Annotated in this window: 15 protein-coding genes; 2 read left to right on the forward strand and 13 right to left on the reverse strand. The window is 44.2% G+C overall.

Translation table 11 applies throughout. From position 1 onward, the window contains the following. Positions 1 to 60 precede the first annotated feature (60 nt). Entirely contained in the window at positions 61 to 1,119 is a 1,059-nt protein-coding gene (locus HMPREF0373_RS02175) for a CobW family GTP-binding protein (RefSeq protein ID WP_021737925.1), read from the reverse strand. A 115-nt stretch (positions 1,120 to 1,234) separates the two neighbouring features. Continuing rightward, positions 1,235 to 2,971 carry an ABC transporter ATP-binding protein gene (locus HMPREF0373_RS02180; protein ID WP_044962590.1) on the reverse strand — a complete coding sequence of 579 codons (1,737 nt, stop codon included), beginning with the start codon at positions 2,969 to 2,971 and terminating at the stop codon, positions 1,235 to 1,237. A 390-nt stretch (positions 2,972 to 3,361) separates the two neighbouring features. On the opposite strand from HMPREF0373_RS02180, the gene HMPREF0373_RS02185 reads away from it, so the two are divergent. Next, positions 3,362 to 4,000: a lactate utilization protein gene (locus tag HMPREF0373_RS02185; protein ID WP_021737928.1), complete on the forward strand. Its 639-nt coding sequence runs from the start codon at positions 3,362 to 3,364 to the stop codon at positions 3,998 to 4,000. Positions 4,001 to 4,085: 85 nt separating this feature from the next. Here HMPREF0373_RS02185 and argS read toward each other — a convergent pair whose 3' ends face one another. Beyond that, a complete protein-coding gene (argS, locus tag HMPREF0373_RS02190) occupies positions 4,086 to 5,852 on the reverse strand; it encodes an arginine--tRNA ligase (RefSeq protein WP_021737929.1) in 1,767 nt (588 codons plus the stop codon). A 275-nt stretch (positions 5,853 to 6,127) separates the two neighbouring features. Between argS and sigG the strand changes: the two genes are divergently transcribed. Beyond that, positions 6,128 to 6,910 carry an RNA polymerase sporulation sigma factor SigG gene (gene sigG, locus HMPREF0373_RS02195; protein ID WP_022036543.1) on the forward strand — a complete coding sequence of 261 codons (783 nt, stop codon included), beginning with the start codon at positions 6,128 to 6,130 and terminating at the stop codon, positions 6,908 to 6,910. Positions 6,911 to 6,981: 71 nt separating this feature from the next. Here the strand turns inward: sigG and srtB are convergent, their stop codons facing one another. From srtB to HMPREF0373_RS02245, 10 genes are all read right to left on the reverse strand, one after another. Then, positions 6,982 to 7,752: a class B sortase gene (srtB, locus tag HMPREF0373_RS02200; RefSeq protein WP_021737932.1), complete on the reverse strand. Its 771-nt coding sequence runs from the start codon at positions 7,750 to 7,752 to the stop codon at positions 6,982 to 6,984. A 63-nt stretch (positions 7,753 to 7,815) separates the two neighbouring features. Further along, complete coding sequence (locus tag HMPREF0373_RS02205) at positions 7,816 to 9,309, reverse strand: L,D-transpeptidase family protein (protein ID WP_021737933.1); 1,494 nt, start codon at positions 9,307 to 9,309, stop codon at positions 7,816 to 7,818. Between the two features lie 102 nt (positions 9,310 to 9,411). Then, a complete protein-coding gene (gene sigE, locus HMPREF0373_RS02210) occupies positions 9,412 to 10,149 on the reverse strand; it encodes an RNA polymerase sporulation sigma factor SigE (RefSeq protein WP_021737934.1) in 738 nt (245 codons plus the stop codon). Between the two features lie 66 nt (positions 10,150 to 10,215). Further along, positions 10,216 to 10,983: a sigma-E processing peptidase SpoIIGA gene (locus tag HMPREF0373_RS02215; RefSeq protein WP_044962591.1), complete on the reverse strand. Its 768-nt coding sequence runs from the start codon at positions 10,981 to 10,983 to the stop codon at positions 10,216 to 10,218. An 86-nt stretch (positions 10,984 to 11,069) separates the two neighbouring features. Next, positions 11,070 to 12,236 (reverse strand): cell division protein FtsZ, encoded by a 1,167-nt coding sequence (gene ftsZ, locus HMPREF0373_RS02220; RefSeq protein ID WP_044962592.1) that lies wholly within the window; start codon positions 12,234 to 12,236, stop codon positions 11,070 to 11,072. 128 nt (positions 12,237 to 12,364) lie between these two features. Beyond that, complete coding sequence (locus tag HMPREF0373_RS02225) at positions 12,365 to 13,183, reverse strand: cell division protein FtsQ/DivIB (protein ID WP_242831175.1); 819 nt, start codon at positions 13,181 to 13,183, stop codon at positions 12,365 to 12,367. Between the two features lie 32 nt (positions 13,184 to 13,215). Then, positions 13,216 to 14,373, reverse strand: coding sequence for an FtsW/RodA/SpoVE family cell cycle protein (locus HMPREF0373_RS02230; protein WP_021737938.1), 1,158 nt, complete (start codon positions 14,371 to 14,373; stop codon positions 13,216 to 13,218). 6 nt (positions 14,374 to 14,379) lie between these two features. Continuing rightward, positions 14,380 to 15,741, reverse strand: a complete 1,362-nt coding sequence (gene murD / locus HMPREF0373_RS02235; RefSeq protein ID WP_021737939.1) for a UDP-N-acetylmuramoyl-L-alanine--D-glutamate ligase — start codon at positions 15,739 to 15,741, stop codon at positions 14,380 to 14,382. A gap of 50 nt (positions 15,742 to 15,791) precedes the next feature. Then, entirely contained in the window at positions 15,792 to 16,745 is a 954-nt protein-coding gene (mraY, locus tag HMPREF0373_RS02240; RefSeq protein WP_021737940.1) for a phospho-N-acetylmuramoyl-pentapeptide-transferase, read from the reverse strand. A gap of 137 nt (positions 16,746 to 16,882) precedes the next feature. Beyond that, positions 16,883 to 18,652, reverse strand: a complete 1,770-nt coding sequence (locus HMPREF0373_RS02245; RefSeq protein WP_021737941.1) for a peptidoglycan D,D-transpeptidase FtsI family protein — start codon at positions 18,650 to 18,652, stop codon at positions 16,883 to 16,885. Between the last annotated feature and the right edge of the window lie 16 nt (positions 18,653 to 18,668).

Here is an 18,668-nt window from a genome sequence, read left to right on the forward strand (position 1 = left end):
TCTACACACTTGAAGCGGGGGATTGCTTATTCCGCGTTCAAATGCTCCGACGGCTTATGTCTAATTCAGTTCAAACAGTTCCTCTAATTTGTGCTCATCAATATTCGTACCGATGACGCAGAGACGTCCGGTGTAATCCGGCTCACCGTCACGCAGTTCATACTCACCCGGAACCATATCAAAGTAGATCCATGTACCATCCTCTGCCGGAACCATTCCCTTTGCACGCAGAATGCTGCCGTAATCTTCCGTATCACAGAAGATCTTCAGGATGGACTCGATCTTCTCTTTTGTATATTTATGCGGAGTCTCTTTGCCCCAACTTGTAAATACTTCATCTGCATCATGATCGTGATGATGATGATCATGGTCATGGCATCCACAGGTGCATCCCTCACCATGGTCATGATGATGCTCGTGCTCATGGTCATGATGATGCTCATGCTCATGGTCATGCTCGTGGTCATGATGATGCTCATGGTGATGTTCTTCGTATTCTTTCATCATCTCCTGCATCAGTGAATCCTGCTGTTCGACAACGTTCAGAATCTGCTCACCGGTAATAGCATCCCAAGGAGTTGTGATGATTGCAGCCTTTGGATTTACTGCCTGGATTTCTTTTACACAAAGCTCTAATTTTTCTTCTTTCGCATTCTGGGTACGACTCAGAACGATGGTTGTTGCATTTGCAATCTGGTTATTGAAAAATTCACCGAATGCTTTCATCTGTTTGGAAGCTTTCATTGCATTGACAACCGTTACCAATGCGTTTAATTTAACATCGTGATCTTTCTCCATATCTTTTACGGAAGACATAACATCAGAAAGTTTGCCTACTCCGGACGGCTCAATGAGAATACGATCCGGATGATAAGTCTCGATGACTTCATTCAGGCTGCGATTGAAATCGCCTACAAGAGAGCAGCAGATACAACCGGAATTCAACTCTTTGATCTCAATCCCTGCATCTTTTAAGAAACCACCGTCAATACCGACTTCACCATACTCATTCTCTACCAGAACGACTTTCTCTCCGGAAAAAACTTCTTCCAGCATTTTTTTAATAAAAGTTGTTTTACCGGCTCCGAGGAATCCGGAAATAATATCTATCTTTGTCATTTTATATCATCCTTTCTTCATTTATAAATTTCCACCCTTTGACAGATTATTTTAAGTCTGAATGCAGGAATTGTCAAGGTGTGTCACACGCCTGTCTGCTCACATCCGGCTTTTCTCAGGACAGGTTTGACATTTCACAGAGTTTCTGATAAATACCACCTTTTGCAAGCAATTCTGCATGGGTACCGCTCTCCTCAATGCCATTTTCTGTCAGCACCAGAATACGCTGGGCATTACGGATGGTGGACAGACGATGGGCAATGACAAACGTTGTCCGCCCTTTTGCAAGAATTTCCAGAGATTCCTGCACCACCTTCTCACTCTCGTTATCCAGCGCGGACGTGGCCTCATCAAAAATCAGGATCGGCGGATTTTTCAAAAACACACGGGCAATGGACAGACGCTGCTTCTGCCCGCCGGACAACTTCACGCCTCGCTGGCCGATATCTGTGTCATATCCATCTGGAAAATTCATGATAAATTCATGGGCATTGGCTTCTTTTGCCGCCCGGATAACCTCTTCCCGGCTGGCATCCGGTTTGCCATACCGGATATTTTCCAGAATTGTTCCTGCAAACAGATACACATCCTGTTGCACGATTCCGATATGATTTCGCAGATCAGACAGCTTGATGTTACGGATATCCTGTCCGTCCACCCGGATCGTACCGCCTGTCACATCATAGAATCTCGGAATCAGACTGCACAGAGTGGTTTTTCCTGCCCCGGAACTTCCAACCAGTGCCACATACTCCCCTGCCGGAACATCCAGATTCACATGATTTAACACCATCTGATCACTGTCTGCATAATGAAAGGACACATTTTCAAAACTGATATTCCCCTTCACCTCCTGCATCGGCTGTGCATCCGGTGCATCTTTGATATCAGGAATTACTGAAATCATTTCCATAAAACGTTCAAAACCGGAATAGCCATTCTGGAACTGCTCCGTAAAATCAATCAGTGTCTTAATTGGCTCCGTAAAGACATTGATATACAGCAAAAACGTGATCAGATCGGTTATATTTCCTTTTCCACGAGCTATCATTACGCCGCCCGATAACATTACCACTACGGTGATGGCTGTCGTAAATGCCGTCAGACCGGCATTATATCCACCCATGTAACGATAACTGTTTTTCTTTGCATCCAGAAATCCATCATTTCCTTTTTTAAATTTTTCATTCTCAATTTCTTCATTCGCAAAAGATTTTACCACACGGATGCCGGACAGATTATCCTCGATCTGACTGTTAATATCTGCGATTTTCACGCGGTTCATACGGAACGCACGTTTCATTTTTTTATTGAACACATAAGCATACACCAGCATGAACGGCACCAGTGCAAACGCTGCCAGCGTCAGTCTCGGGCTGATATTGATCATAATAACAAACGCACCGATGATACGGATCAATGAAATCACGATATTTTCCGGTCCGTGATGCAGCAACTCTGTAATATCAAACAGATCTGATGTAATACGCGACATCAGCTGGCCAACCTTCTGATCATCGTAAAACCGGAAAGACAGCTTCTGGTAATGAGAAAAGATCTCCGCACGCATATCGTATTCGATCCTGGCTCCCATGACATGCCCGTAATTTGAAATAAAATAATTGCAATAACACTGGGCCGCGATCAGCACCAGCATGAATACACCCAATTGCACGATCGTATGCAGTGCCTGGCTGCTTCCCCAGTATACCACCTCTGATGTAATGTAACGTACTACCAGCGGAATCACCAGAGATACCGCTGCCGCCCCGAATGCAAAAAACATATCTGCAACAAAAATTCCCATATATGGCTTATAATATGAGAACAATTTTTTTAAATTTTTCCTCATGTATTTTCCCCTTATGATGTTTGATATAAAGTAAAGCGGACATTCGCAATCCGCTTTCGCTACTTGCTCATGAACACACGTGAGACTTAGCGCGTGATTCCGGTCAATGTAAGCTGACAGATTCTTCTCAGGATCACGGTCTGAATCCATACGGTGAATGCACTGTTATCTAATATATACACTCTTGCAAAAAAAGTCAAACCATGTTGGTGTAAAGCATTTATTCTTCTTTCTTTACGCTTTTTTATTTTTCGTTACGTTTTACCGGACATTGGGCACTGCACTTGACTTTCTCACCAGATTGATGCACTATATCAGATATGAGATGACTCCACCTCTACAGGTGTCATCTGCAAATTGTTGCAACATTTTAACAAGGAGGTTCTTTTTATGACACCAAAACAGGAATATTATAAAGTTGCCGCAGAAACGATTCTAAAAAACATTGAGCAGCGCGGCTATGAGGGATGCTACTGTGAAACCAGCGAAAAAGCAGTCAAAAAAGCTCTTTCTTATGTAACACCGGGTTCCAGTGTATCCTTTGGAGGCTCCATGACCATGAACGAATGTGGCCTGATGGATGCCCTGCAGAAACGCACCGATATCACATTGCTGGATCGCTCCAAAGCCTGTTCCCCAGAGGAAGTAAAAGAAATCTATCACAAGGCATTATCCTGTGACTACTATTTTATGAGCACCAATGCCATCACATTAGACGGTCAGCTTGTCAATACCGACGGTACCGGAAACCGCGTAGCTGCTTTAATCTACGGGCCGGAAAATGTTATTATTATTGCCGGCATGAACAAAGTCGCTGCCACGCTGGAAGAAGCTGAATCCAGAGTAAAAAATATCGCTTCTCCTCCAAATGCCATTCGTCTTGACCGCAAGACCCCCTGCGCACTGACCGGAAGCTGCCATGACTGCTTTGCGGAAGGATGCATCTGCAGCCATACTGTTATTACCCGAAGAAGTGCCATCAAAGGACGTATCAAACTGATCCTGGTCGGAGAAGAACTTGGTTACTAAACGCATTTACGAATGCGCATTATAAAAACCCATGCCAATCATTTATGTAGCAAATGATTGGCATGGGTTTTCTGTATGATTACGTTTACATTTTCTCCGGTGCATCAAAGCCAAGAACATCGATACATGTCTCCAGAACATCTCTGGTCAGTTCTAACAGGCGAATATAACCTGCCTGTACAGCCGCATCCTCTTCCACCATGATTTTTGTCTCATGATAGAAATGATTCAGGGCATTTGCAAGACTGTAAATATAAGCACAGATTTTATGCGGTGCAAGCTCTTCTGCCGCATTTGTCATTACTTCGTTGAAGCGGGCCAGTTCCAGCATCAGATTCTTCTCACTGGCAGAATGTGCTGCCTGAATGGTGTAATCTGCTGCGCTCTTGCCACTCTGTGCATATTTTTTCAAAATAGATTTGATACGCACGATGGTATACAGGATATATGGGCCGGTATTTCCTTCAAAGGAAATAAAGCGGTCAATATCAAAGATATAGTCTTTGGAAGCCTGATTGGATAAATCTCCGTATTTGATGGCAGATAATGCAACCTGCTTTGCGGTCTTCTCTGCATCTTCTTTTTCCATCGTATCGTTCTCGGAAATCTTCTGGTACATCTCGTTCTGAATGTCACCCACCAGTTTTTCCAGACGCATAACACCACCTTCACGGGTTTTGAACGGTTTGCCATCCTTTCCATTCATAGTACCAAATCCGATGAATTTCAGTTCTGTGCTGTCATCTACCAGACCGGTTTTTTTCGCACAGCGGAATACCTGTACAAAATGAAGTTCCTGACGCTTGTCTGCCAGATATACCATCTGGTCCGGATGGTAATCTTTCATACGCCATACAATGGTAGCCAGATCTGTCGTTGTATAGAGAGAGGCACCGTCGGATTTTAAGATCATGCACGGCGGAATTTCTTTTGCATCACGCTCCTCGCTGACATCTACTACCAGTGCGCCCTCGCTCATATAAGCAAATCCGTCTTTCTTCATCTGCTCTGCCATCGGTGCGATATACGGATCCGCATCGGACTCTCCTTTCCAGAGATCAAAGGATACGTTCAGACTGTCATAGTTCTTTTTCAGGTCAGCAATGGATACGGATAAAATGTGTTTCCAAAGAGCGATATATCCTCTTCTGCCCTTCTGAAGTTCAAAAGTCGCCTGCATAGCTGCCTCTTTATAAGCGGCATCTTCTTTTGATTTTCCACTTGCTGTCGGGTAAATCTCCTCCAGCTCAGAAATGGTAAACGGTGCTTCTTCCGGATACTCGCCTTCATAAGCCTCATCAAAATATACCAGCTCCGGCTTCCGTTCATGAAGTTCTGTGATGATCAGTCCCATCTGCAGACCCCAGTCTCCCAGATGTACATCACCAATCACATTATGACCGATATAACGGCTCATACGCTTTACACTCTCACCGATAACTGCGGAACGAAGATGTCCCACATGCAATGGTTTTGCCACATTGGCTCCGCCGTAATCCACGATGATCGTCTTTGGCTCGGCAGTCTTCTCGCAACCGTAACGCTCATCTGCCTGCATCTCACGAAGATACTCTGCCAGATACTCCTCAGATAATTTCAGATTCAGGAATCCCGGTTTGACAGATTCTACGGATGCAAACATCTCCTGCCCCTGCAAACGTGCTGCCACGTCATCTGCAATCATAAATGGTGCTTTTTTATACTGTTTTGCGGCAGCCATAGCTCCGTTACACTGAAACTCACACAGATCCGGTCTGTTTGACAGTGTCACTTTACCGAATTTTTCTTCATATCCGGCTTCCACAAAAGCTTTTGTTACCTCAGCGGTAATATTATCTAATAATTTTTTCATGTGTACCTCCCGGTTTCAATCTTTCTAATTGACAATTAGTTTTATTTTAACATTATTTTCATGGTTGTGCAACGCTGATCTTCCGCACTCTGTTATTTTTTGTCAACACTGATTTCTACGCATATTTACGGCAAATCTGTACATGCTTTCTAATACATTTTGAACGCAGATCACAAAGCAACTGCGTTCATGGGCAGATAGCGAAAGCGGATTGCAAATGTCCGTTTTACATGTATATCCGTAATCTTTTTAAATTAATCCGGAGGCAAAACAATATGGCATCATATAAAGTAGAAATCTGCGGTGTGAATACATCCACACTTCCCATTTTAAAAGAATCTGAGAAAAAGGATCTCTTTGTACGCATCAAAAACGGGGATCTGACAGCCCGGGAAACTTACATCCGCGGGAATCTCCGTCTGGTTCTCAGTGTCATCCGGCGCTTTTCCGCTTCCAATGAAAATGTGGATGATCTGTTTCAGATTGGCTGCATTGGTCTGATCAAATCCATCGATAATTTCGATCCCAGCCTGGATGTAAAATTTTCCACCTATGCTGTACCCATGATCATCGGAGAAATCCGGCGCTACCTCAGGGACAACAGCAGTGTCCGGGTCAGTCGTTCTCTGCGGGATATTGCCTACAAAGCCATCCATGCGCGGGAACTGATGATCCGCAATAACAACCAGGAACCGACACTGGATGAAATAGCTGCTGAGATCCAGATTCCAAAAGAAGAGATTGCATACGCACTGGATGGCATCCAGACACCGGTCAGTCTCTATGATCCCATTTACACGGACGGCGGCGAACCACTCTATGTTATGGATCAGATCAGTGATAAGAAAAATAAAGAAGATCGCTGGGTGGAAAAACTCTCACTCAGCGATGCAATGAAACGGCTGAATAAGCGGGAAAACCACATTATACAGCTGCGTTTTTTTGAAGGAAAAACCCAGATGGAGGTAGCAGATGAAATCCATATTTCCCAGGCACAGGTCAGTCGTCTGGAAAAATCTGCCCTCAAAACCATGCGAAACTACCTTACAGTAACGTAATGAACAACGCTAACGTAGTTACAGCGATTTCGTTCAAGAATGCTCCCGGCATTCTTGCTGCGAGTAAGGTTTTAATTTGCATTCACCAAGACCCCATGCACCACAAAGCGCTTCGTCTCTCCGCTGCTGGTGCATGTGGACAATGTCACGATCTTATCTTCTTTTGTCGGATGGATTCCGGTATCTTTCATGGAAGAAGTCACCATACGGTCGATCATAGCCTGCCAGGTATCATCCGGTCCATAACCAACGGTGTAGACCTCATCGTCCTGCTCCACGTCATAGTAGGAAAAAATCTGATACCGCAGCACCTGCGTGTCCGTATAAATATTAAAATACTGGTTATTTTCATAAAACCCTTCGTCATTTTTATAACGTTTCAGATCTCCGAACATGGTCGTATTCCGCATATTATGACCGTAAATAATGGAATGATAATCAGAAAAATCCGGCTGATTCATTCCTTCCAGGAAAATACATCCGGCAATATGATAATTTCCATAGATGTCACTGCGCAGATACGTTTCATCATCTCCGGAATACAACACCGGATAACTGATGTGGACATCGTTATAATTATCGAAACGCAGCCATGCCATAATATCCGGATTTTCCTTGCGCAATGCCTCAAACTGAATGCGGGTTCCGTCCTGCCAAAGTGCCCCGGCGCCATCCGGATGCACCACATATTCGGATTCCAGTGTCTGAAATGTCTTTTCTGATTCCTTGTAATCCTTCTGAATGCCAGCCAGTTTTACGATTGAAAAAATCATCACTGCCAGTGCAATGATAAGGATCACCAACGTCACCGGATGCCTTTTTTTCTTCTTTTTCTCTTCCATGCTCTTCTCCTCATTCTAATATTTTACCCGGACAGATTTGCCCGGGTAAAACACAAAATTTCGTTAATATACCACAACCGGATATCCGATCTTCACATTTTCATAAATAGTCTTCATCGCACTGTATGGTGTATTGACACAGCCATGTGATCCACGGGTCTTGTAGATAGATCCGCCAAATTCTGATCTCCAGGATGCATCATGGATACCAACATCTCCGTTAAACGGCAGCCAGAAAGACACTTCTGAATTATAATCCTGTCCCGTCAGCGTATAGTCTCTCATCCGTGCATCAATCGCCCATACACTGCCGGATGGTGTGCTGTGTCCTGCAGACACATTTCCGGTTACCACCGGCGTGGATACAATGCACTGTCCGTCTTTATACAGCCACATTGTCTGAGCTGCGATGCTGACTTCAATATATGTAGAACCGAGATCGTTGGTATCACGGCAGACACCCGTGTACAGATATACCGGCTCCACCGTTGTAGTCTCACCTGCCAGCACCAGTTCTTTTAACTGGGCAACCGTTTTTTTCTTATTGATACACCAGCCGTAATCCCCGCCTTTTAAAGTGATCGTCTGGCCATCATGTGTTGTAAACTTTCTGCTCAGACCAAATGTATCATATTTTAATCCAAGCTGATGCACATATTCAGTGATTTTTTCCTCATCCAGATCAAATGTATAATCATCCCCAAAGGTGATCCAGTCTGCAATCTCATCACTGTCTACTACTTCCTTACGATCTCCGAAATCATACGTGATCTTTGCCACCAGCATTTTATTGGCATCTTCGCACTCCTTCTTCAGCTTTTCATCCTCTTTGTATACCTTGGGTGCAATATAACAGTCCTGTTCTTCCAGTGATACCTGCTCCAGTCCCTCTTTGATTGCTGTGTCAATGGCACGATCCGCTTTCTGTATATCCAACTGATTACCGAGCTGTTCCTCCGCAATCTGAAACTTTCCATCTTTGTATTCCAGATGTGCATCTGTGGGAGCGCTCATAGTCTCTTCCTGTATGCAGGATAACGCCGCTATGGTATCATCCAGCTTCTGCTCATCCATGGTAATCCCGAGAGGAATATCTTCCTTGGCAGTTGCTCCCATCAAAAACCACAGAAATGCTTTCTGCTTTTCAAACAATGCTTCCAGTTCTCCCTGATCATCATATTTCAGATCAATAGAAGAAGCATCAATCGTCTCATCTCCGTCGCGGGTTGTAATTGTCAGATGATAAGCATTCATTTTTTCCGCAATCTTTTCTTTGATACTGTCTATGCTTTCATTCCGCAAAGAAATACCAAAGGCTGTTCCTCCGGTATAAAAATGTCTGCTGTAATAAATTGTACCTGCGATATACAGAACAGCCAACACTGCGATGACCACATATACAATTTTTCGAAATCGTTTCTGTCCAATCCGCTGTCGTTTTAATTCCTGTCTTAACTTTGTCTTTTGCACACTTATTACTTCCTTTGCATTTTGTTTCTGTATTTGTAGCTGTTTCCAGTCAGTCATCTCATATTTTAACGCATTTTTATTTTTCATCAACCTTTCCCGGAAAAATTAATAAAATTGTAAACATTTTCTCACAGCTGTCTCAATTTTGTAAATATTCCATATGCAGACGGTCAGATAAGTTAAAAATGCCTACTCGTATTTTGTAATCTCTTTTTTCAGATGCCTCATGATTTTTTTCTCAAGTCGAGAAATATAGGACTGGGAAATTCCCATCTGATCCGCCACTTCCTTCTGTGTATACTCTTTTCCCCCGGCGGTCAGTCCATATCGCAATTCAATGATATTACGCTCCCGGGAAGAAAGCCGCGCAATGGCAGCTTTCAGAAGTTTTTTCTCCATCTCTGTCTCCATATCCTTATAGATAATGTCCTCCTCCGTTCCCAGAATATCCGAAAGCAGAAGTTCGTTACCATCCCAGTCTACATTCAATGGTTCGTCAAAGGATACTTCCATTTTCATCTTACTGGTACGGCGCAGATACATCAGAATTTCATTTTCGATACACCGGGAAGCATAAGTCGCCAGTTTGATATTTTTATCCGGATTATAAGTATTGATAGACTTGATCAGGCCAATGGTCCCGATGGAGATCAGATCCTCCACACCAATACCTGTATTGTCAAATTTCTTTGCTATGTATACCACCAGCCGCAGATTATGTTCGATCAATTTTTTTCTGGCATCTTCCTCATTTTCTGTTCCAAGCGACATGATACAATCGTTTTCAGCTTCCCGCTCCAGCGGTGCCGGAAGCACTTCGGTTCCACCGATATAGTGAATCTCATTCGAATTGAGAAACAGCAGATTTTGCAATGTTGGAATTAACTTTAACTGGAATTTTCCTGGTACAGATACTCTTAAATACATACGCAGATGTCCTTTCTATTCTTTGTTCTTCCACCTGCGCTTGCATGAAGCGGCGGACGTCATCTGTCAGGCAAAATAGGAGGCATGCAACAGCATCTGCACACGGGGATGCTGCATCACCGGCCCTTTCTGTAATCCGATTTCCGGTTTGAAAATCTGCTTTTTTGTACCTTTCTGCCAGATATCCATCCGATCAAGTAATACCACCATCATCGACCCTTCCTGACGGATGGTCCGGTAAGATATCTCTTTTTTTCTGACTGTATCCTGCGGAAGCTGTTCAAACAGTTCCTGTTCCAGCACCGATACCGGTGCACCGCTGTCCGGATCACGCAGCAGGTTTCCACTGTCACAATACGCCCACAATATCCTGCTCTTTCCGGACAGCCACACTTCTACCCGGCAAACATTTTTCATCACCCTGCGTCTGACCTGATATCCTGTAAAAAGCAGTGCTGCCACAAAACCATACACTATGATCTGTCCTGTTTTTCTGCCGTTCAAAACAGTCAGCCAATTCTGTACGCCTCCCATTACAAACAATACAATGTACACGGTCAATAGTGCCCGCAGATAACCGGCCCGGTCTCTGCCCCCAAATACCATAAAGGTCATCAGCGGATGTACCATACCATGCACCAGTAAACTGTAAATGGCATACCGTGGAATCATAAACAGCAAACTTACAGAAGCACCTACACCGAAAACACATGCTATCATACACCGCTTCCAGCTGACAGCTCTGTTCAGTATGATTCCTGCAGTATACACTGCACAGAAGTCCATAAGCAGACTGGTCAGGCAAAAAATGTCTGCATACCATTCATATGCCACTTGTCACCTCCCTACTTACTATACAAAAAACTCCGCGAATTTCTTGTCGAAATCGCGGAGTTCTTACCGTTATCTTCTCAGATTTATTATCTTTTTGTATTTTTCAGGAATTCCGGAATTTTAATGTCGCGCGGTGCAACTGTAGGTGTCGGTTTCTGCGGGCGCTGGATTCCATTATAATTCTGAACCGGAGCAGTCGGCTGTACCGGTTTTGCGCTGCCGGTTCCTGCTGTACGTGCCATATTTAATGTATTACCGCCATTGAATTTCACGCCCGGTAAAATACTCTGTGCCGGAGCTGCTTCTGTCTCAAGTCCTGTTGCAATAACTGTGATCGTTGCAGAATCCGGTACGGACTCGTCGAACTTCGCACCGAAAATGATATTTGCATCATCTCCTGCAAGCTCCTGAACATAACTTGCAGCATCGTTTGCATCCATAAGAGAGATATCACCGGAAATATTGATGATGACATGAGAAGCACCATTGATGGTTGTCTCAAGCAGCGGACTGGCAACTGCCATCTTAACTGCCTCGATTGCTTTATCATCACCGGTTGCCGCACCGATTCCGATATGTGCGAGACCTTTGTCTTTCATAACGGTCTGAACATCTGCAAAGTCAAGATTGATCAGAGCCGGTACATTGATCAGGTCTGTGATTCCCTGAACTGCCTGCTGTAATACTTCATCTGCTTTCTTTAATGCATCCGGCATAGTCGTTCTTCTGTCTACAATTTCAAGAAGCTTGTCATTCGGAATAACGATCAGGGTATCTACACTCTCTTTCAGATTTTCAATACCGTGGATTGCATTTGTCATACGTGTCTTTGCTTCAAATTTAAACGGTTTGGTTACAACACCAACTGTCAGGATCCCCATATCTTTTGCGATCTTAGCTACTACCGGAGCTGCACCTGTACCGGTACCGCCACCCATTCCACAGGTAACAAATACCATATCTGCACCTTCGATCGCTGCGGTCAGTTCCTCCGCGCTTTCTTCTGCTGCTTTCTGTCCGATCTCCGGCTGTGCACCTGCACCAAGGCCTTTTGTTAATTTTTCACCGATCTGAATCAGGGTTGGAGCCTTACATAAAGTAAGCGCCTGCTTGTCCGTATTAATTCCGATAAACTCCACGCCACCAATTTTTTCATCTATCATTCGGTTTACGGCATTGTTTCCAGCGCCACCCACTCCAATTACAATTATTTTTGCGCTGGACTCAGCCCCTATTGACATGATTTCAACCACGATAATCCTCCTTTTATCCCTGATACGGAATATTTTCTATTATATTTGATAACATTTCTGCCATTACATCATTCTATCTTTTATAATATCTTTTTTTTCTTAAATAATCAACAGTTAAATCATATTTTTTACTGCTGTGTACTGTCGTCTTGTGTCGGTACTGTCTGCACATCATTCGGAATCTCCACCAGCTCCCCATTCCGGAAATAGATATCCGTATTTGTCTCAGACCAGGTTTCCAGATGAAGCATCCCGCTCATGCCATCCAACTGCAGAAGGATCTGATCCATTCGAAGAATCTTCTCATTTAAATCTGTACCGCTGCCCAGATTTACCTGAATCGCACCATAGCTGAGATATACATTACTGTTCTGAATCAGGATCACTTCCGGAACTCTTTCATACTTTTTCAACAATTGTGTCACACTTAACAACGTCCGCAACAGTTTGCTGTTCTCGCCAATGGACAGTTTTTTATATAATTCTGCTGTCTGAACCGACAGACCATTGATCTTGGTCACTCCCGGAATTATTTCTGAAGAAATCTCCACCACAAATCCATCTTTGTCAAAATATGCATTTTTTCCAAGCGACGGCACATACAGATAACCGAGGATTCCTTTTTCCACTACGGTAATCTCCAGTTTCTGCGGAGATTTTAACCGTATCCGAAGTGAATCCACAAAAGGGATTTCCTCCGTTTTGTTACATTTATTTTCAAAATAGACATACAGTGAATTCCAGGAATACTCTTTATCCAGCACCCAGTCTTCAATCTGTTTGTCTGTATAGATTTCATTTCCTTTTACAGACACACTTTTGACTACAAAAACTTTCCAGATTAAAATGGCACACAGACCAGCCAGCATGGCAATGATCAGAATCGCTGTCAATATCATGCGTCCGATTTTTCTTCTTTTTCTTCTTTTACGCACACTTTCTCTCACGCCTGTGTTCCTCTTCTTTCCAGCCAATTTCTTCACTCGATAGGATGTGCCGCATCAAAACGAATCTGCCGGGATACGTTCAGCACCAGTCCCATCTCCGACAACAGAATGGCTACGGACGTACCTCCGTAACTGATAAAGGGCAGAATAATACCGGTATTTGGCATCCAATTTGTTACCACACAGATATTCAGCACAACCTGCAGGGCAATATGCCCCATAACCCCCACAGCGATCAGGGAAGCATACAGATCCGGAGCACTGTTGGCAATGACCATACAACGCCAGATCAGTAATATAAACAGTAAGATTACACAAATCGCGCCAAACAGCCCAAGCTCCTCACAGATGATCGTGAAAATAAAGTCATTTTGCGCTTCCGGCACATAGCCTAATTTCTGTACACTGGCTCCCAGACCTTTTCCGAACAGGCCGCCGGAACCAATGGCATACATTCCCTGCAGTGTCTGATATGCTTTATCCGGATACTGATCCGGATGCAGCCATGCGGCAATACGTACGACTCGATAACCGCCCATTTTGATCCCCGCCAGTCCGAGTCCAAAGAGAATCACGCCCAATGCAGCAAATTCCTTCTTTTTCGGGCTGACTACAAATACCATAATAATTGCGATTCCTGCAATAATAATTCCTGTACTCAGATTATTGATGGCTATGGCAACAGCCATGATACCTGCCGGAATCAGTACCTTTATAATAGATTTGAAATCTTTGATCTGTTTTGGCACTTTACTCAACAACAATGCCATCGTAAGTATGACCGCAATTTTGGATATCTCGGAAGGCTGCAGCTGGATCGGACCGATTTTCAACCAGCGGGCAGATCCATTGGAGCTCTTTCCGATTGCAAATACTGCGAGACACATAAGAAGTGACAAAACATATGCCAATCCCGTAATCTTCTTCATCCACTTCTGTGGAAAATAAGTAAAAACAAACATTCCTATGAATCCGAGCCCGACACTGAAGACCTGACGCTTCAGATAATGTGTCGGGTCATTGAATACACTCTGACCTTCATATGCACTGACACTGTACAGCATCACCAGCCCGAACCCCACCAGAAAGATAATGATAAACAGAAGACTGTAATCAAAATATTTAATTGTTCCGGCGCTGGCTGTTTTTCCGACGCTGGCTGTTTTTGTACGATTGTGTCGGTCACTCATGTATGATTACTCCTTTAATGCATGAACCATTTCTTTAAACATTTTTCCACGAACTTCGTAATTCGGGAACATTCCCCAGCTTGCACAGGCAGGGGAAAGAAGCACAGCATCTCCATTCTGTGCATTTTCATAGCAGATATCGACTGCTTCCTGCAGACTATCTGCAAATACATAGTCATGGAAACCACAGGCATCTGCTGTCTCAGCGATTTTTTCTCTGGTCTGACCAATCAGCACCAGTTTTTTTACCTTTCCGTCAAAGCTATTGATCCATTCTGTATATTCTGACTGTTTATCATATCCTCCGCCGATCAGATAGGTCGGACGGTCCATCGCCTGAATTCCCTTGATGGCTGCATCCGGATTGGTTCCCTTGGAATCATTATAGAAACGTACGCCACGCTTTTCTGTAACATACTCAATCCGGTGCTCCACAGCCTGAAATGCGCGCAGTGCCTGACGGATATGATCCAGGGAAACACCATAATTTAATGCCATCGCAGTTGCTGCCATTGCATTTTCATGGTTATGACGGCCAAGGATATTCAATTCATCCGTAGCGATCACATCTTCTACCTGACCGTCATGCGCATAGACGATTTTGTCACCCTTCAGGTATACACCTTCTTCTAACTGTGTCAGGCTGCTGAAAAACACTACATGTGCAGACAGTTCTTTTGCACGCTCACGTAGCACTTCATCTTCATAATTCAGTACACAGGTCTGCTCCGGCCCCTGATTTTTTGCAATGCTTAATTTTGCAGCAATATAGTTTTCCATCGTATGATGACGGTTCAGATGATCCGGTGTGATGTTCAAAATAGCTGACACACACGGACAAAACGCATCAATCGTCTCCAGCTGAAAACTACTGATCTCCGCAACAGTGACTGTATCATCAGTATCTTCCGTTACCACACCGGTATACGGAATACCGATATTTCCAACCACATGGACATGTGGATACGCTGTCTTCATGATTTCACCCAGCAATGCTGTGGTCGTAGTCTTTCCATTTGTACCTGTAATAGCCAGCACATCTCCCTTTTTACAACGATATGCCAGTTCAATCTCACCCCAGATCGGAAGACCTGCCTCTTTTAACCGCAGGACAAGCGGAAGATCCACAGGAACACCCGGACTTAATACTACCAGATCCAGTTCCTTTTCTACTTCTTCCGGTAATACTCCAACATATAATTCCGGTGTTTTGCTTTCTGTAAAATTTTCCAATACATGTGCTTTATCCAGTTTTTCATTTCCGTCAAATAATACAACTTCAGCTCCGGCATTTTCCAATAAATTTGCTGCTGCCACACCACTGATACCGGTACCGAATACCAGTACCTTTTTCTCTGTGAATTCCATTCCAACATTCCTCCAGATTGTTTTCTTTTCCAAACCTATATTTCTCTATATCAGCCTGCAATCCCGATATACGCGATCAGACAAAGAATTGCTGTCACAATTGAAAATACTGCTACGACACGGGTTTCAGACCATCCTCCCAGTTCAAAATGATGATGAATCGGTGCCATACGGAAAAATCTCTTGCCACCTGTCTTTTTAAAATATACGACCTGAATCATAACAGACAGAATCTCGATCCAGTAGATCAGTCCGACGATCAGGATAAAAATCGGCATCTGCATCATATATGCGGTAGCTGCCACAAAACCGCCTAAAGCCAGAGAACCGGTATCTCCCATAAATACACTGGCCGGATATACATTAAATAATAAGAATCCAAGCAATGCGCCGACTACGGCACAGGTCACCGGTGCGATACCGGCTCCTGTTGCATATGCAACTACGGAGAAAAAGGTAGCGACCAGAATGGTCACGCTGGAAGCCAGACCATCCAGACCGTCTGTAAAGTTGACGCCGTTTACGGTACCTATGACTGCAAGGAACAGGATCGGTACTGCCAGCCAGGACAACTGCAGCATGTGATGACTGAATGGAACGATCATATCCAGCGATACCTGATGTTTGATCAGATACACTGCAAATACTGCCGTAACCACAATCTCACAGAGCATCTTCTGCCATGCCAGCAGTCCGTCAGATCTGCGCAGCACAACCTTTAAGTAATCATCCAGGAATCCAATGATTCCAAATCCTACCGTCACAAATAAAACCGGTATGATCTGTGGATAATCCTTCACATAAAACAATGATGTGACCACCACTGCAATAAGGATCATAATACCACCCATGGTCGGGGTCCCGTTTTTCTTCTGATGAGATTCCAGTTCTTCTCTTTCTGTGTTTCCAATTTTCAATTTCCGCAAAAACGGAATGATGACCGGTCCGAGCACAGCTGTGATTGCAAATGCTACAAGTACCGGAATAATTACCTGATATGTCATTTTCACACCTCTTCTTATTTCAGCATCTCTCCCATGCTGATTGTATGTTATTAAAATCTAAGTAGTATCATACGTCTTTTCTTTTTATTTGGCAACATGGAAGTTCCATTTCATCCCAACACCTGCCGTTTTCAGGATCACCTGCTCCCGGCAGCAATTTCTTCCTGCTGCATCTGTTCTGTCACTGTCTTCCCGATACCGAGGTAAGGCAGTGCATTTTCAAAAATCTCCTTCATTACCGGAGCTGCCACCGTCCCTCCGTAATAGACACCCTGCGGATTATCGATCACGATCAGACCGATCACCTGTGGATCTTCCGCCGGAGCAAACCCCAGAAACGATGCGATATATTTATGATCACTTCGCGGGAGTGTCTGTGAAGTAGCTGTCTTCCCACCGATGGAAAATCCTTCGATGGCTGCTTTTTTTCCGGTTCCCTCAGAAACCACATGTTCCAGCAGATCACAGAGTGTTTTCGATGTCGCAGTGCTCACCGTCCCTTCTGTTTCATCATAGGAAAATGTCTTTCTGGTTTCTCCCTCCGCATTCTGCACCGATACACCAAAATGAGGAACCACTCTGGTTCCGCCATTGATCAGCGAAGATACGGTCGTAACAAGCTGGATCGGTGTAATCTGGAAAGACTGACCAAATGAAATGGTTGCCAGTTCTACCTGTCCGATATTTTCCTTTTTATGCATAATCGTTGCTGCTTCTCCCGGAAGATCGATCCCGGTCTTTCGCAGCAGGCCGAACTGCTCAAAATAATGATAAAAATTTTCTGCACCGAGGCGCAGTCCCAGTTCTATAAACACCGGATTACAGGAATTCATAATCCCCTGGGTGAATGTCTCTGCCCCGTGTCCCGTTGTCTTGTGACAGCGGATCCTGCGATCCTCCACGATTTTATATCCAGGACAGTAAAAGGAATCGTTCACAGTCACCACGCCCTGTTCCAATGCCGCAGCTGTAGTAATGATCTTAAATGTAGAACCTGGTTCATACGTATCATTAATACAGGCATTACGCCACATCTGATTCAGCAGATCCTGTTTTTCTGATTCTTTCAGATCAGAGGCAGGCTCCACATTCAGCGTAAAAGGCTCATTCAGATTATACTCTGGTACGTTTACCATGGCAAAAATCTCACCATTTTGGGGATTCATTAATATCACAGATACTTCATCTGCATTCTTTTCCAGCATTACTTTCTGTGCTGCCTGCTCACAATACATCTGAAGATTGCAATCCATACTGATTGTCAACTGGTTACCTGTCACCGGTTCCTGCCTGCGTTCCCCTTCCTGCTCAAGTTCCTGGCCATAGGCGTTTGTCATGGTCAGTATCTTACCATCTTCGCCGGAAAGCCAGTCATCATAACGTACTTCCAGTCCTACAATCCCCTGATTATCACCACCGGTAAACCCGATGACTTTTGATGCCAGAGAATCATATGGATAATATCTGCGATAATCTTCATCCACCTTCACACCTTCCAGTTGCCTGGCAAGAATCGCATCACCGGTTTCTTTTGGCACATTTGAACTGATCCGCTCAATGGAACTGACTTTTTCCACCCGTTTGCGCACGGTATCCTCGGGTAACTCCAGCAACTCTGCCAGTTCTGCAATGACCCGTTCCGGATCACGGATCTGGCTGTGTATCACGGAAACGGTACATACCGAGCGATTATCTGCCAGAACGATTCCGTTGCGGTCCACAATTTTTCCGCGGGCGGCTTTGATGCTGCGTTCTCTTTCGTGTAGTGCCTGGGCCTTTTTTCCATAATAATCTGACTGAACGATCATCAGATACGCCAGTCTTCCGCAGGCAGCCGTCAGGATTGCGGTAACCGCGAAAAAAAGGAATACAATTTTTCCTTTCTGATATAACTTCAGATGCTGCATAGTCCCCCCCGGAACA

The organism is Eubacterium ramulus ATCC 29099, assembly GCF_000469345.1.
GTDB classification, from domain to species: Bacteria; Bacillota; Clostridia; order Lachnospirales; family Lachnospiraceae; genus Eubacterium_I; species Eubacterium_I ramulus.